Origin of the sequence: Haemophilus parainfluenzae (assembly GCF_003252795.1) — a bacterium.
Taxonomy (GTDB): domain Bacteria; phylum Pseudomonadota; class Gammaproteobacteria; order Enterobacterales; family Pasteurellaceae; genus Haemophilus_D; species Haemophilus_D parainfluenzae_K.
On the sequence record NZ_QEPQ01000001.1, the window covers coordinates 1 to 15,750 of the forward strand.

The 15,750-nt window shown below is 39.4% G+C and carries 14 protein-coding genes, 2 rRNA genes and 1 pseudogene; 12 read left to right on the plus strand and 5 right to left on the minus strand.

Translation table 11 applies throughout. From position 1 onward, the window contains the following. The 7 genes from DPV81_RS00005 to rnd form a co-directional block, all read left to right on the plus strand. Positions 1 to 235, plus strand: a 23S ribosomal RNA gene (locus DPV81_RS00005); the annotation flags it as partial. A 149-nt stretch (positions 236 to 384) separates the two neighbouring features. Continuing rightward, positions 385 to 500, plus strand: a 5S ribosomal RNA gene (gene rrf / locus DPV81_RS00010). 121 nt (positions 501 to 621) lie between these two features. Further along, entirely contained in the window at positions 622 to 2,544 is a 1,923-nt protein-coding gene (gene yoaA, locus DPV81_RS00015) for a DNA repair helicase YoaA (protein ID WP_432206701.1), read from the plus strand. Between the two features lie 2 nt (positions 2,545 to 2,546). Then, positions 2,547 to 3,257, plus strand: coding sequence for a tRNA (adenosine(37)-N6)-threonylcarbamoyltransferase complex dimerization subunit type 1 TsaB (tsaB, locus tag DPV81_RS00020; protein WP_111386019.1), 711 nt, complete (start codon positions 2,547 to 2,549; stop codon positions 3,255 to 3,257). Between the two features lie 20 nt (positions 3,258 to 3,277). Beyond that, positions 3,278 to 3,820, plus strand: a complete 543-nt coding sequence (locus DPV81_RS00025; protein WP_111386020.1) for a Slp family lipoprotein — start codon at positions 3,278 to 3,280, stop codon at positions 3,818 to 3,820. 46 nt (positions 3,821 to 3,866) lie between these two features. Further along, positions 3,867 to 5,555, plus strand: coding sequence for a long-chain-fatty-acid--CoA ligase FadD (gene fadD, locus DPV81_RS00030; RefSeq protein ID WP_049373393.1), 1,689 nt, complete (start codon positions 3,867 to 3,869; stop codon positions 5,553 to 5,555). Positions 5,556 to 5,624: 69 nt separating this feature from the next. Next, positions 5,625 to 6,776, plus strand: a complete 1,152-nt coding sequence (gene rnd, locus DPV81_RS00035; RefSeq protein ID WP_111386022.1) for a ribonuclease D — start codon at positions 5,625 to 5,627, stop codon at positions 6,774 to 6,776. A gap of 87 nt (positions 6,777 to 6,863) precedes the next feature. Here rnd and pta read toward each other — a convergent pair whose 3' ends face one another. The 3 genes and pseudogenes from pta to DPV81_RS00045 form a co-directional block, all read right to left on the minus strand. Next, the gene (gene pta / locus DPV81_RS00040) at positions 6,864 to 7,961 is read right to left on the minus strand and encodes a phosphate acetyltransferase (protein WP_432206712.1); all 1,098 of its coding nucleotides are present in this window, start codon (positions 7,959 to 7,961) and stop codon (positions 6,864 to 6,866) included. A gap of 30 nt (positions 7,962 to 7,991) precedes the next feature. Beyond that, positions 7,992 to 8,315, minus strand: a pseudogene (locus tag DPV81_RS09525) (AAA family ATPase); the annotation flags it as partial. A 64-nt stretch (positions 8,316 to 8,379) separates the two neighbouring features. Next, a complete protein-coding gene (locus tag DPV81_RS00045) occupies positions 8,380 to 9,585 on the minus strand; it encodes an acetate kinase (RefSeq protein ID WP_111386026.1) in 1,206 nt (401 codons plus the stop codon). A 221-nt stretch (positions 9,586 to 9,806) separates the two neighbouring features. On the opposite strand from DPV81_RS00045, the gene yfbV reads away from it, so the two are divergent. The 3 genes from yfbV to purF all read left to right on the plus strand — a co-directional run bounded on the left by yfbV (position 9,807) and on the right by purF (position 12,381). Continuing rightward, complete coding sequence (gene yfbV / locus DPV81_RS00050) at positions 9,807 to 10,253, plus strand: terminus macrodomain insulation protein YfbV (protein ID WP_111386028.1); 447 nt, start codon at positions 9,807 to 9,809, stop codon at positions 10,251 to 10,253. A gap of 104 nt (positions 10,254 to 10,357) precedes the next feature. Beyond that, positions 10,358 to 10,849, plus strand: coding sequence for a CvpA family protein (locus tag DPV81_RS00055; RefSeq protein ID WP_005696203.1), 492 nt, complete (start codon positions 10,358 to 10,360; stop codon positions 10,847 to 10,849). Positions 10,850 to 10,863: 14 nt separating this feature from the next. Next, a complete protein-coding gene (gene purF / locus DPV81_RS00060; protein WP_111386030.1) occupies positions 10,864 to 12,381 on the plus strand; it encodes an amidophosphoribosyltransferase in 1,518 nt (505 codons plus the stop codon). 124 nt (positions 12,382 to 12,505) lie between these two features. Here purF and dacB read toward each other — a convergent pair whose 3' ends face one another. Then, positions 12,506 to 13,945 carry a serine-type D-Ala-D-Ala carboxypeptidase gene (gene dacB / locus DPV81_RS00065; RefSeq protein WP_102704380.1) on the minus strand — a complete coding sequence of 480 codons (1,440 nt, stop codon included), beginning with the start codon at positions 13,943 to 13,945 and terminating at the stop codon, positions 12,506 to 12,508. A gap of 152 nt (positions 13,946 to 14,097) precedes the next feature. On the opposite strand from dacB, the gene greA reads away from it, so the two are divergent. Further along, positions 14,098 to 14,574: a transcription elongation factor GreA gene (gene greA / locus DPV81_RS00070; RefSeq protein WP_005697514.1), complete on the plus strand. Its 477-nt coding sequence runs from the start codon at positions 14,098 to 14,100 to the stop codon at positions 14,572 to 14,574. Between the two features lie 32 nt (positions 14,575 to 14,606). Here greA and yhbY read toward each other — a convergent pair whose 3' ends face one another. Next, positions 14,607 to 14,906 (minus strand): ribosome assembly RNA-binding protein YhbY, encoded by a 300-nt coding sequence (gene yhbY, locus DPV81_RS00075; RefSeq protein WP_005696198.1) that lies wholly within the window; start codon positions 14,904 to 14,906, stop codon positions 14,607 to 14,609. Positions 14,907 to 15,072: 166 nt separating this feature from the next. On the opposite strand from yhbY, the gene rlmE reads away from it, so the two are divergent. Further along, entirely contained in the window at positions 15,073 to 15,705 is a 633-nt protein-coding gene (gene rlmE / locus DPV81_RS00080) for a 23S rRNA (uridine(2552)-2'-O)-methyltransferase RlmE (protein WP_005697532.1), read from the plus strand. Positions 15,706 to 15,750: the final 45 nt, after the last annotated feature.

Here is a 15,750-nt window from a genome sequence, read left to right on the forward strand (position 1 = left end):
CCGGAGTGGACGCACCACTGGTGTTCCGGTTGTGTCGCCAGACGCATTGCCGGGTAGCTAAGTGCGGAAGAGATAAGTGCTGAAAGCATCTAAGCACGAAACTTGCCAAGAGATGAGTTCTCCCTGTTTTTAAGACAGTAAGGGTTGTTTAAGACTAAGACGTAGATAGGTCTGGTGTGTAAGCGGTGCGAGCCGTTGAGCTAACAGATACTAATTGCCCGAGAGGCTTAACTATACAACGCTCAAGGGTTTTGGGTGTTGGGTAAGACGAGAAGAAACTCAGAGACGAAAGAGAAAGTTTTGAAGTTGAATCAGCTTGTTTGGTTGTTAGCACTAGAGATAGTGAGAGCAGAAAGAGATAGAAGAAGTTATTAAAGGAATAATCCTGGCGGCGATAGAGCGGTGGTCCCACCTGACCCCATACCGAACTCAGAAGTGAAACGCCGATGCGCCGATGGTAGTGTGGGGCTTCCCCATGTGAGAGTAGGACACCGCCAGGTACTGAATGTAGAACCCCGAGCTGAAGAGCTTGGGGTTTTGTTTTATATAAAATATTAGAATTCATACATAAATGAGCCTAATAATGATAAAATCTTCGCCTATTTCTAGATAGCAATAATTATGAAAAAACAGATAAGTAAGATCTTTTCCAGTGATGGCGAATTGAGTAAGAATATCAAAGGATTTAAGCCACGAGCAGAGCAGCTCGAAATGGCTCAATCAGTAGGATATGCTATTCAACATAAGCGACCGCTTGTTGTAGAAGCTGGAACAGGTACTGGAAAGACTTTTGCTTATTTGGCGCCGGCACTCATTGCTGGAAAGAAAACGATTATTTCAACCGGCTCTAAAAATCTACAAGATCAACTCTTTTCAAGAGATCTACCTGCCATAAAAAAAGCCTTAAATTATTCTGGAAAAATTGCGTTATTGAAAGGACGAGCCAATTATTTGTGTTTGGAGCGCCTGGATCAAGTTATTGCTCAAGGTGTGCTTGGGGATAAATCTGTTTTAGCCGATTTAAGTAAAGTAAGAAAATGGAATAATGCGACGAAAACAGGTGATTTGACAGAATGTATTGAATTGGCTGAAGATAGCCCAATTTTGCCTCAATTGACGAGTACGGCAGAAAGTTGTTTGGGAACAGATTGCCCTAACTACGCTGAATGCTATGTAGCACAAGCTCGTAAAAAAGCGTTAAATGCAGATCTCGTTGTTGTAAATCACCATCTTTTCTTTGCTGATATGGCGGTAAAAGAAAGTGGCTTTGGTGAGCTTATCCCTAATGCAGAAGTTATTATTTTTGATGAAGCTCATCAACTTCCCGATATTGCAAGCCAGTATTTTGGTCAATCATTAACCTCTCGCCAGTTATTTGATTTATGTAAAGATATCAATATTGTTTATCGAACAGAATTGAAAGATATGCCACAGCTTGGCACTACTGCAGATACATTGCTTAAAGTTATTCAAGATTTCCGTCTTCTTCTTGGGGAAGGAAATCAGCGAGGAAATTGGCGTGAGCTATTTAAGCAAAGTGCGGTCAAAAAATCAGTTGAATTATTACAAGAAAAAATAGAGTTTCTTTCTGAAGTTATCAAGATTGCATTAGGTCGCTCTCAGACTTTGGATAGTATTTTTGAGCGCACTGAAAGTATCAAGAATCAATTAATTCGTCTTTGTGATACGGCCATTGTTGGCTATTGTTATTGGTACGAAAGTATGGGGCGACAATTTGGTTTGCATATTACGCCACTTACTGTCGCAGATAAATTTGGTGAACAGTTAAATAATAAAGAAGCTGCTTGGATTTTCACCTCAGCGACGCTTGAAGTCGGCGGCACTTTTAATCATTTTTGTCAGCGACTTGGTATTGAGCAAGCAGAACAAAAAATTCTTCATAGTCCTTTTGATTATCCTAATCAATCGCTACTTTGCGTGCCACGTTATTTACCCGCAACGAATCAAAATAATACGTTACAATCTCTTGGTGAAATGTTGTTGCCTATCATTGAAGCGAATAAAGGGCGATGCTTTGTGCTTTGTACTTCCTATTTAATGATGAGAGGCTTGGCAGAGTATTTTAGAGAAAATAGTGAGCTTTCTATCTTATTACAAGGTGAAATGCCTAAAGCTAAATTACTCGAACAATTTATTCATGAAACCCATAGTGTATTGGTTGCCACCTCTAGCTTTTGGGAAGGCGTGGATGTCCGTGGTGATGCACTTTCCTTAGTCATTATTGATAAATTGCCTTTTACCGCACCAGATGAACCTTTACTAAAAGCACGTATTGAAGATTGCCGATTACAAGGTGGCGATCCGTTTAATGATATACAAATCCCTGAAGCGGTTATTACACTGAAACAAGGTGTAGGACGTCTAATTCGAGATGTGACTGATCGTGGTGCAGTAATTATTTGTGATAATCGTCTTGTTATGCGAAATTACGGCGAAACCTTTCTAAAAAGTTTACCTAATTCAACCCGTACCCGAGATCTCAACAAAGTGGTACAATTCTTACAAAATGAGAAAATGGATTAATAATGAAAAATATCACTTTATTAGCGCTTGATACTTCAACAGAGGCTTGTTCTGTTGCACTTTGGCATAAAGGCGAAAAAACATATTTAGATGAATTAGCACAACGTACACACACAAAACGTATTCTTCCAATGATTGATGAGTTGCTTGCCTATTCAGGTATTAATTTGAAGCAAGTAGATGCGTTAGCATTTGGACGCGGACCTGGTAGTTTTACAGGTATTCGTGTCGGTGCAGGGATTGCTCAAGGGCTTGCATTTGGTGCTGATTTACCTGTTATTGCGGTATCAAATTTAACAGCAATGGCTCAGGCCGCATTTGAATTACATCAAGCTGAAAATGTGGCAGCTGCCATTGATGCGAGAATGAATGAAGTTTATTTTTCTCAAGTAAAACGAGAAAAAGTGCGGTCAGAATTGGGTGAGTTTTTCCAATGGAACCCTGTCATTGAAGAACAAGTTTGCCAACCAGAAAAAGTACTTGAGCAATTTTCAGATTTAACTGCCTATCGAGTCGGCACTGGTTGGGCTGCGTATCCTCAATTTAAAGACAGTGGTTTAGAAGGGAGTGATATTATTTTACCTTCTGCACAATATATGCTTGAGCTTGCTTTAACAGATTATGCTCAGAATAAAGTCATATCCGCCTTAGAAATTGAACCGGTTTATTTGCGTAATGAAGTAACTTGGAAAAAATTACCTGGGCGTGAATAATTTTTAAAAAGGAGTTGAAGATGAATAAAAAAACAATCTTAGTTTTGACCGCACTTTCGGCCACATTAGTGCGATGTGTCAATGCACCGAAAGGATTGGAAAAAGAGCAGTTTACTTTAAAATCATTATCTTCAATTCAACCGAGTGATTATAGCTGTCAGTGCAAATCAATTCGTTTGGGCGGAAAAGTATTAACCGCACAAGCCTTGCCAAATAAAACTAAGATTGAAGTATTAAGCTATCCAGTTTATTCAAGCTCAGCAAAACCTATGATTGATGAACAACCTAATGGACGTTTTATTACTTATCTTGATGGTTTTGTGGAGCCAGAAAGCTTAAAAGATCAATTTATTACAATTGGTGGTACCTTGCTGAAAACAGAACAAGGCAAGGTTGATCAAGCCAATTATATTTATCCGGTTATTAAAACCAATCATTATCGTGTCTGGAAGCTTTCACAAAGTTATTATTATCCAGATGATATGTGGGATGATTGGGGCTTTTTCGGTAGACGACCGTATTATTGGTATGGCGAGCCTGAAATTCGCTATTATCTCTATTAACTAAATGATAAAATTAAGAAAATTTTCCAAAGAATAAGGATAAAAAATGGAAAAAGTTTGGTTTCAAAATTATCCAGAAGGTTCACCTACCACGCTGGATACATCCAAGTATGATTCGATTCTCGATATTTTAGATAAAGCAATTCGTGAGCACCCAGACCGTCCCGCCTATATCAACATGGGGCAGGTTTTAACATTTCGTAAATTAGAAGAGCGTAGCCGTGCATTTGCCGCTTATTTACAAAATGAATTAAAGTTAGAACGTGGTGAGCGTGTTGCGTTGATGATGCCGAATTTATTGCAATATCCTATTGCACTTTTTGGTATCTTACGTGCGGGTTTGGTTGTGGTAAACGTGAATCCACTTTATACCCCGCGTGAATTAGAGCATCAGTTACAAGATAGTGGCGCAACAGCCATTGTTGTGGTTTCAAACTTTGCTTCAACCTTAGAAAAAATTGTATTTAATACTAAAGTGAAGCACGTTATTTTAACAAGAATGGGCGATCAGCTTTCTTTTGGTAAGCGTAATTTGGTCAATTTTGTGGTGAAATATGTTAAAAAGTTAGTGCCAAAATATAAATTACCGAATGCCGTCACTTTCCGTGAAGTATTGAGTATTGGTAAATTTCGCCAATATGTTCGTCCTCAAGTAGATCGTGAAGATCTGGCTTTCTTACAATATACAGGCGGAACGACAGGTGTTGCCAAGGGCGCTATGCTGACACATGGCAATATTATTACCAATATTTTCCAAGCTAAGTGGATTGCAGAGCCATTTATTGGCGATCATGCTAAGCAACGCGTTGCCGTACTGGCTTTACCGCTTTATCATGTTTTTGCCTTAACGGTAAACTGTTTACTTTTCTTAGAGCTTGGCGTGACTGCGCTTTTAATTACGAATCCACGTGATATTGATGGCTTTGTTAAAGAGCTCAAAAAATACCGCTTTGAAGCGATTACAGGGGTAAATACCTTGTTTAATGCGCTGCTTAATAATGAAAATTTCAAAGAAGTGGATTTTTCACGATTAAAACTTTCTGTTGGCGGCGGTATGGCGATCCAGCAATCAGTCGCAACACGTTGGCATGATTTAACCGGCTGTAACATCATTGAAGGTTACGGCATGACAGAATGCTCACCGCTAATTGCCGCTTGTCCGATTAATGTGGTGAAACACAATGGTACAATCGGTGTACCAGTGCCAAATACTGATATTAAAATTATCAAAGATGATGGCTCAGAAGCACAACTTGGTGAAGCCGGAGAGCTTTGGGTTAAAGGTGAACAAGTCATGCGTGGGTATTGGCAACGTCCTGAAGCGACAGCTGAAGTGCTTAAAGATGGTTGGATGGCAACGGGTGATATCGTCATTATGGACGAGAGCTATAGTCTCCGTATTGTTGACCGCAAAAAAGACATGATCTTAGTATCGGGCTTTAACGTTTATCCGAATGAAATTGAAGATGTGGTGATGCTAAATTATAAAGTTGCTGAAGTGGTCGCTATCGGTGTGCCACATGAGGTGTCGGGAGAAACCATAAAGATCTTCGTTGTGAAGAAAGATGATAGCCTCACGCGTGATGAATTACGCCAGCATTGCAGACAACATCTCACAGGTTATAAAGTCCCGAAAGATATTGAGTTTCGTGATGAATTACCGAAAAGTAATGTCGGCAAAATTTTAAGACGCATACTGCGTGATGAAGAAATAGCTAAACGCGCGCAACATTAATTAAATCGGGGATATGTGTTCATATCCCTGTTTAGTCTGTATCTCTATTTGAAAATAAATCCTATTACAATGATAAAAGAATGCCAAAATCAACCGCACTTTACGTTAATTCAAAATAATGAAGAACTGGCTCAGGTTTGCCAGTTAGCGCGTCAGCAAAGTGCGGTCGCTTTAGATACTGAATTTATGCGGGTATCGACCTATTATCCTAAATTAGGGTTAATTCAACTTTATGATGGTGAACGTGTTTCATTAATCGATCCTTTATCCATTACTGATTTTTCATCTTTTGTGGAATTGTTACGCGATGAGCAGGTAACAAAAATTTTGCATGCTTGTAATGAAGATTTATTGGTTTTCTTACAAGAGTTTGATGCACTTCCACAACCTATGATGGATACACAAATTATTGCGCGTTTTTTAGGTTTTGCTAATTCAGCGGGCCTGGCCAAATTGGTGTTACATTATTTAGGCATTGAAATGGATAAAGGGGCAACGCGTACAAACTGGCTAAAACGTCCACTTTCACCCGTACAGCTACAATATGCCGCAGGGGATGTATGGTATCTCTTGCCGGTCTATCAAAAGATGCAAATAGAATTAGCGCAATCACCTTGGCTTCAAGCGGTAATTGATGATTGCCAGCTTGCAATTTCGAAAACCAGTAAATTAGACGATCGCGATCCAAATAAGGCTTATTTGGATATTCCGAATGTTTGGAAATTGAATCCGCTCGAATTAGCGCGTTTACAGCTATTGGCCAAATGGCGACAAGAAACGGCAATGGCTCGAAACTTAGCCCTTTCTTATGTGGTGAAATCGGATAACCTTTGGAAAGTCGCAAAAAATAATCCTCGTAATACCTCAGAAATGCTAGCGCTTGGATTATCTGAAAATGAAGTCCGTGTGCGTGGTAAAAAAATGCTTCAATTGTTAGCACAAAGCCGCCGAATTTCCCCTTATGATTATCCTAAACGTTTAGTGCGTATTGTGGATGATCCTCGTTATAAAAAGGCAATTCGATTGTTACAAGAAAAAGCCTATGAACTGACCCCAAAAGGATTAACCCTTGATATTCTGGCGAGTAAACGAAATTTAGAAGATCTCATCAAATGGGTTTGGCTAAAAAATGAAGATATGACCAAGCAGCCCGATCTGCTTTTAGGGTGGAGAAGAAAGATTGGCTTAAAGCTGGTTGAATACTTAAAATCTGTAGAATAGACATTAAAAACAAGTCTAAAAATAACCGCACTTTGAATTATCAAAAGTGCGGTTATTTTCTTTAGTGTTTTACAACGATGGTTTTAATTAAACTTGAGCTGCTTGGATTGCAGTTAATGCGATGGTGTAGATGATATCATCCACTAATGCACCACGAGATAAGTCATTAACTGGTTTACGCATACCTTGAAGCATTGGGCCTACAGCGACTAAATCAGCAGAACGTTGAACTGCTTTATAGCCGATATTACCTGCGTTGATATCAGGAAATACAAATACGTTTGCTTGGCCTGCTACTTTAGAATTTGGTGCTTTAGACGCTGCTACATCTTTCATAACCGCAGCATCGTATTGTAATGGACCGTCGATTAATAAATCAGGACGTTTTTCTTGTGCAATACGGGTAGCTTCTTTCACTTTCTCTACAGATTGACCAGAACCAGAAGTACCGGTTGAGTAAGAAAGCATTGCCACTTTCGGATTTAAACCAAATGCTTTTGCAGATTCAGCTGATTGAATTGCGATTTCAGCCAGTTGCTCTGCAGTTGGCTCTGGGTTTACTGCACAGTCGCCATACACTAATACTTGGTCTGGTAATAACATGAAGAATACAGATGAGATAATTGAGCTACCTGGTGCTGTTTTGATGATTTGCATCGGTGGACGAATGGTATTTGCAGTGGTGTGAACGGCACCAGAGACTAAACCATCTACTTCGCCAGCTTCTAACATCATCGTACCTAATACAACGGTGTCTTCTAATTGTGCGCGAGCTTGTTCTTCAGTTAAGCCTTTAGATTTACGTAATTCAACTAAACGAGCAACGTAGTTTTCACGTACGTCAGCTGGATTGATGATGGTTACGTCAGGACCTAAAGTCACGCCTTGTTCAGCCGCAACTTTTTTCACTGATTCAGGATCCGCTAATAATACAGATTTTGCGATACCACGTTCAGCACAGATTGCTGCCGCTTTAACAGTACGAGGTTCATCACCTTCTGGTAATACGATGGTTTTACTTGCTTTGCGTGCTAAATCGGTTAATTTGAAACGGAATGCTGCTGGAGAAATACGTGCTTCACGAGCAAGTGGTGCAGAGATTGCATTCGCTAATGCTTGCGCATCTAAAGCTTTAATTTTGCCTGCTTGTGCACCAAATACACCTAAGATGTCAGCGTTGTTCACACCGCCAAATTCTGAAGCAACGGCTTCTACTAATGTGCTTTCTTCATTGTTTGCTACTAAGATGATTTGTGCATCTAAGGTTTGTGCAATTGCGAAGTTTAAGCTATTTGCAAAAGGTGCTTGAGCTGAAGGTTGAACACCTTTAACAACCACTAAATTTGCATTTAATGCTTGGAAATCAGCAACGATTTTTTCTAATAACACGTCTTTTTGATTATTTGCGATTAATGCTTGAGCGGCTTTTACATCTTCTACTGCATTAAATACGACAGCGCCTGTTGTTTTAGCTGCGTCTAATGCTGCCGCTAAATTTGCTTCTGCGCTAGTTGGAATAAGAATAACAGCTTTAGTCATTTTAACATACCTTTTAATGAATGAAAAAACCTGCTGATTTCTCAGCAGGTTTAAAGAAAGTTGATTAGCCCGCTAAACGTGCTGTATCTTGTGCAATTACTAATTCTTCGTTAGTTGGAAGAACGATCGCTTTGAATGTAGAGTCATCAGTAGTGATTACGCCTGATTTGCCAAAGCGAGCAGCAAGGTTACGTTCTTGGTCTAATTTGATACCAAATAATTTTAAGTGGCCTAATGCTAATTCACGAACGTGAGCTGAGTTTTCACCGATACCACCCGTAAATGCAATCGCATCTAAGTGATCATCACCTAAAACAGCCATATATGCACCGATGTATTTTGCTAAACGGTAGCTGTAAACATCTAATGCACGTTTTGCTTCTGGTTTAGATGTATCGTCGTAATTGTCTTCTGCATAACGACAGTCGCTTGTTACTTCAGTTAAACCTAAAAGACCTGATTTTTTCACTAAAGTTTCTTCGATTTGATCCATTGACATACCTAAGTTTTTGTATAGGTAGAAAACGATCGCAGGGTCGATGTCACCACAACGTGTACCCATGACTAAACCTTCTAACGGGGTTAAACCCATAGAGGTGTCGATACATTTACCGTTACGAACCACAGAAACAGAACCACCATTACCTAAGTGACAGATAATTGCGTTTACTTGGTCTGCTGGTTTGCCTACGTATTCAGCGACTTCACGAGAAACGAAGTAGTGGCTGGTACCGTGTGCACCGTAGCGACGTACGCCATGTTCTTTGTAAAGTGAGTACGGAAGTGCATATAAGTATGCTTCTTCAGGCATGGTTTGGTGGAATGCTGTATCAAATACAGCAACGTTCTTATCTTTTAAGTGTGGGAATGTTTTAAATGCTTCACGGATACCGATTAAGTGAGCAGGGTTGTGAAGTGGTGCAAATTGCGCTGCATCTTCAATACCTTTAACCACTTCATCTGTGACGATAACAGATTGAGTGTATTTCTCACCACCGTGAACGATACGGTGACCAATCGAGGTGATAGAGTTTTTAAGCTCATCAGTCATAATGTTTGACGCGATGAAGTTAAGCGCTTCTGTGTGCGCTGCACCAGCACCTAAATCTGCGCTACCTTTTTCACCGTTAAGTTTCCATTTGATACGAGCTTCAGGAAGATAAAATGCTTCTGCTAAGCCTGATAGTTTTTCTTCACCTGTTGCAGGATCAAGGATTGCAAATTTTAATGAAGAACTACCACAGTTAAGGATGAGAACAAGTTTTGACATAGGAACCCTATTTTTGATTGAGGTTAATAAAAATCTATTCAAAAGAACAGACTACAAATCTTGCATAGAATACACCTTTTGGCGTATAAAATAAATTCACTAGAAGGGAAAAATACGATCTTTTATTAGAAAAGTTGAAAATTTCAACAGTTTCTAGTTAAGGATGACAATTAAACCTAAACTAGAGTATTATAAGTGCGGTTATTTTCTAGGATGTTTTTATGTCATTATTTTTTTCAACCTTAAAACATGGGCAAATATATTTGCAAACGTGGCCATTAGAAGCGAAACTCGGCATTATTTTTCCCGAAAATCGCATTATTAAAGCCACAAAATTTGCACAGAAGTTTATGCCTTTTATGGCGGTATTTTCGGTGGTTTGGCAACAGCTTTATGCCAAGACGGATCTTACTGCATTAGCGATTGCTATTTTGACCGCACTTTGTGCGTTAGTGATGCCATTACAAGGTTTATACTGGTTGGGAAAACGTGCAAAATCACCGTTAGAACCGCAAAGTTCTCAGTGGTTTTATGAGATTAGTGAACGTTTAAGAAAACAACATGAAAGTTTGCCAACCGTGCAAGATAAACCGACATATCAGCACTTGGCAGAAGTACTACAAAAGGCACAGCAAAAATTAGATAAAGCATTTTGGCAGGAAATCTAGCCAATGGCTCCAAATTTAATTGACGCAAACGTTTTCCTTTTGTTGTTTTTTATGTAAAATACTGCGGTCGCAATGGCGGCCCTTTTTAATTGAGAGACTATTTAATGATTGATTACATTATCATTGGCATCATCGCATTTTCGATTATCGTGAGTTTATTACGTGGGTTTGTGCGAGAGGTTATGTCCCTTGCAAGTTGGGTCGTTGCATTTATTGTCGCTAGCCAATTTTATCCTTATCTTGCCACTTATCTTACTCAAATCGAATCTGACTACGTGCGTAACGGCACAGCAATCGGCATTTTATTTGTTTTAACCTTAATTGTAGGCGGCATTGTTAATTATGTGATTAGCCAATTAGTGGATAAAACAGGACTTACCGGAACAGATCGTGTTCTTGGTGCGGCATTTGGCTTAATTCGTGGGGCGTTAATCGTTGCTGCGATCTTATTCTTCTTGGATACCTTCACTAACTTTGAGCAAACCGATTGGTGGAAAGAATCAAAATTAATTCCTCATTTCGGCTTCATTATTGAATGGTTCTTCCAACAACTACAAGCAAGTTCTAGTTTTTTAAACTCAACTTTTAAACAATAAGGTAGTCAATCAGTATGTGTGGAATTGTCGGTATCGTTAGCCAAAATCCGGTTAATGAATCCATTTATGCAGCATTAACGTTATTACAGCATCGAGGTCAAGATGCGGCGGGGATTGTCACAATCGATGATGAAAACCGCTTTCGTTTGCGTAAGGCTAATGGTCTTGTAAGCGATGTATTCAGACAAGAACATATGTTACGTTTACAAGGTCATGCAGGCCTCGGACATGTACGTTATCCAACCGCCGGCAGTTCAAGTGTATCTGAAGCGCAGCCTTTCTATGTTAACTCACCTTATGGTTTAAGCCTTGTTCACAATGGCAACTTAACCAATTCAGACGAATTAAAAGATAAATTATTTAAAGAAGCACGTCGTCACATAAATACTAATTCGGATTCAGAACTTCTTCTCAATATTCTTGCAAATCATTTAGATAGAGTGAATAAATACCATCTCGATCCGCAAGATATTTTTAATGCAATTCGTGCGACACACAAAGATATCCGTGGTGCTTATACATGCTTAGCGATGATTATTGGACATGGCATGGTGGCATTTCGTGATCCGTTTGGTATTCGTCCACTCGTGTTAGGTAAACGAGAAGAAAATGGTTCTGTGGAATATATGTTTGCCTCTGAAAGTGTGGCATTAGACGTCGCAGGTTTTGAATTAGTGCGTGATGTTGCGCCAGGCGAAGCGATTTATGTGACCTTTGATGGCCAGCTTTATGCTGAGCAGTGTGCGGAAAGTGCGGTCTTAAATCCGTGTATTTTTGAATATGTGTACTTTGCTCGTCCTGATTCAACAATAGACGGTGTGTCTGTCTATGCCGCACGAGTTCACATGGGTGAACATTTAGGTAAAAAAATTGCAAAAGAATGGGTTGAGGAAGCTGATAACATTGATGTTGTTATTCCAGTACCTGAAACTTCAACAGACATTGCTTTACAGATTGCGAAAATCTTAGGCAAACCTTATCGTCAAGGTTTTGTGAAAAACCGCTATGTTGGCCGTACATTTATCATGCCTGGTCAAGCACAACGTATCAGTTCAGTTCGTCGTAAGCTCAATACGATTAAAGCAGAATTTAAAGATAAAAATGTGCTATTAGTCGATGATTCTATTGTTCGTGGTACAACATCCGAACAAATCGTGAGTATGGCTAGAGCAGCGGGAGCGAAGAAAATTTACTTTGCATCAGCTGCACCAGAAATTCGTTACCCGAATGTGTACGGCATCGATATGCCAACAAAACAAGAACTCATTGCCTATGGCCGTAATGTTGATGAAATTGCTAAATTGATTGGCGTAGATAAATTGGTTTTCCAAGATCTTGAAGCGCTGACAGAATCAGTACGCCAAGAAAATCCATCTATTCAAGGCTTTGATTGTTCAGTCTTTACTGGCGAATATATCACTGGCGATATCACGCCAGAATACCTTGATAGCATTGCTTCTCAACGGAGTGATTCGGCAAAGAAAAAACGAGAAAAAGATGCAAGCAACCTTGAAATCCATAATGAAGGTTAAGTGCATTTAAGAGCGTAAAAAAGCACTAATTCAATGAGGATTTAGTACTTTTTATTTTTGATTAAATAGAAAGAAAAATGACCGTATTTGATATATTCAAAGTGCGGTCATTTTTATATGCGTTTTAATCTTTATAAAGATCGTTATAAAGTGCACTCTCAAATTGCACAAGTGGAGCACGCTTTGTTTTACTTTCTAAATCACCGGTTGAGTAGCCATTGATAAATTGAACGAAAGCCACTTTTTCACCTCGTGCATTGGTCATAAAACCGGCAAGGTTATATACACCTTTTAATGAGCCAGTTTTAGCGATGACGTTTTTTACCAGTGGTGGATTAATTAAGCTACCACGCCCACTGATTGTGCCATCCACACCTGCAATTGGGAAAGTTTCCATTAAGTGTAATTTATCTTCGTTTTTGGCGATGTATTCCAAGACGGAAAGCATGGTTTTCGGTGCAACCAAATTATGACGAGAAAGCCCCGAACCATCTGCTAAGATGCTGTTACCAAATTTAATGCCTTGTTTTTGCAATACGGATTTCACCGCTAATGTGCCTAATTGGAATGAAGCAGGGCGTTTATAGTAGTTGTAGGCTACGGCTCTGAATAAGGCATCGGCAATTTGGTTATCCGATTTTTTCATCATTTTTTTCAATAGCTCAGGCAACGGTTTAGATAAATGCTGAGCGAGTTTTTGTCCTTGCTGTGGTTTTTGAGGTTGTTTTACCTGACCGGTAAATTCAATACCAAGACGTTTTAATTGACGTTGAATAATGGCAGCAGCGTAGGCATCTGGATCTTGCACGGCGAAGCTAAGCCCAAATGGTTTAGTTTGGCGTGCAATACAGCCTTTTACTTGATAGCGGTTATTGTCATGGACAACGACGTCTAATTGGCAATAACCGGCTTCTTGCTGATCCACAATATAAACTTGCCCAAAAACTTGAATAGGGAATTGAGCGGGAACGTTAATTTTGACGGTTTCACCTACAGGTTGATTTGCATCTAGCTCGGCATAGAAGCAGTTATTATCGATATTTGCTGCAGCAGGAGGGGAGTTAAAGCACATTGTAAGATCGTTCCAAATCCAACCTAACCCACGATCATGGCTAGCAAATACAGAGGTATCTAAAATAAGATCACCATTGATTTTCTGAATGCCTTGGTTTTTTAAATTAGCTAATAGGCTATAAAGTTGTCCGCTGGTCAGATCGGGATCGCCAGTGAATTGCACCACAAGATCGCCTTCTAAAACATTATTCTGAATTTTTCCGTTACTTAAAAGTGAGGTTTCAAACTGGAAGGCATCACCTAATACTAATTTAGCAGCAACGGCTGTGAACACTTTTTGCGTACTGGCAGGCAACATAAATGTTGAACCATTGTAGTCTGCAATAATTTGATCTTTATTGAGGTTTTTGGCAATGATACTGGCAGAAGCACCTTCAGGTAGGTATTGGGTAATAGAAGCCACATTAACTTCAGCCATAGCGGAAAAAGAAAAGCCGAGTGTAATAAATGCCGCTTTAAGTGCGGTCGAAATAGAAGATTTTTTAGTCATTTTTAGTTCTGTTATGGTTGCTATTTTTCTCAAGACGAATAATAATAAGCTCCGAACTCAATAGAGTAAATCATTTTTTATTTTTCATTGACTGCGGCAAGGTTGCAAGACGTTGTCGTGGTTTTGTTTTTACCAAATTTTAAGGAAAAAGAATGAAACAAATTCCAATGACCGTGCGCGGTGCGGAGCTATTACGCCAAGAATTAGATTTCTTAAAAAATGAGCGTCGCCCTGAAATTATCAAGGCGATTGCTGAAGCACGTGAGCATGGTGACTTAAAAGAAAATGCAGAATATCACGCTGCGCGTGAACAACAAGGTTTTTGCGAAGGGCGTATTCAAGAAATTGAAAGCAAACTTGCAAATTGTCAGGTTATCGATGTCACTAAATTACCAAATAACGGAAAAGTTATTTTTGGTGCGACAGTTGTATTAGTGAATACCGATACTGATGAAGAAGTCACTTACCAAATTGTGGGCGATGATGAGGCAGATATTAAATCAGGTTTGATTTCTGTGAATTCACCGATTGCTCGTGGCTTGGTAGGGAAAGAGTTGGACGATACCGTAAATATTACCACACCAGGTGGAACGGTTGAGTTCGAGATTATTGAAGTAAATTACATCTAAAAAAACATCCCCTCAAATTGAGGGGATAACAATTATTTACGAGGCAGCTGGATTTTACCTTCCTCGCTTGGTCGATAAAGCACCAAAATATGTCCGATGGTTTGAACGTTAGATGATTTGGTTTCACGAACAATCGCATCAATGATTAATTGTTTGGTTTCGCGATCTGCGCCAGCAATTTTTACTTTGATTAATTCGTGATGATTTAACGCATTATCGATTTCGGCTAATACACCTTCGGTTAAGCCGTTACCGCCAAGCATGACGACAGGGCTAAGGTGATGAGCGAGTCCTTTTAAAAATTGTTTTTGTTTTGTTGATAATATTGTCATAAGGAATCCTTTAAATAGATGAATATGAATCATAAAAAGACCGAAAAGAGCGGTCAGAAAAAACGTGGTTTTTCAGCACTTTTTGGTAAGTCTAGCCTTGAATTTGGCAGATTGTACCCAAATATAGACGAAACTACTACAAAAAATAGTACAAAAGAAAGAGATTATGGGAAAGAAAAAACGTTCGGCGAGTTCTTCTCGTTGGCTAAACGAACATTTTAAAGATCCGTTTGTTCAGAAAGCACATAAACAAAAATTACGCTCACGTGCTTACTTTAAGTTAGATGAAATTCAACAAACGGATAAATTGTTTAAACCGGGAATGACCGTAGTGGATCTCGGTGCCGCACCAGGTGGTTGGTCACAGTATGTTGTGAGCCAAATTGGTGGCAAAGGTCGAGTGATTGCTTGTGATATTTTGGATATGAACCCAATTGTCGGCGTGGATTTCTTGCAAGGCGATTTTCGTGACGAAAATGTGCTGAATGCATTATTAGAACGAGTTGGTGAAGCAAAAGTTGATGTAGTGATGTCTGATATGGCGCCAAATTTTAGCGGCATGCCATCTGTTGATATTCCTCGTGCAATGTATTTAGTTGAACTGGCTTTAGATATGTGTAAGCAAGTTTTGGCGAAAAAAGGCAGTTTTGTGGTCAAAGTATTCCAAGGAGAAGGTTTTGACGAGTATCTGCGCGAAATTCGTTCACTCTTTAGTGTCGTAAAAGTGCGTAAGCCTGAAGCCTCTCGTGGGCGTTCTCGCGAAGTTTATATTGTAGCAAGCGGTTATAAAGGCGAATAGATAATTGCTTTGATAGCTTTTCATTGTGTCGGGGATGAGATAGTA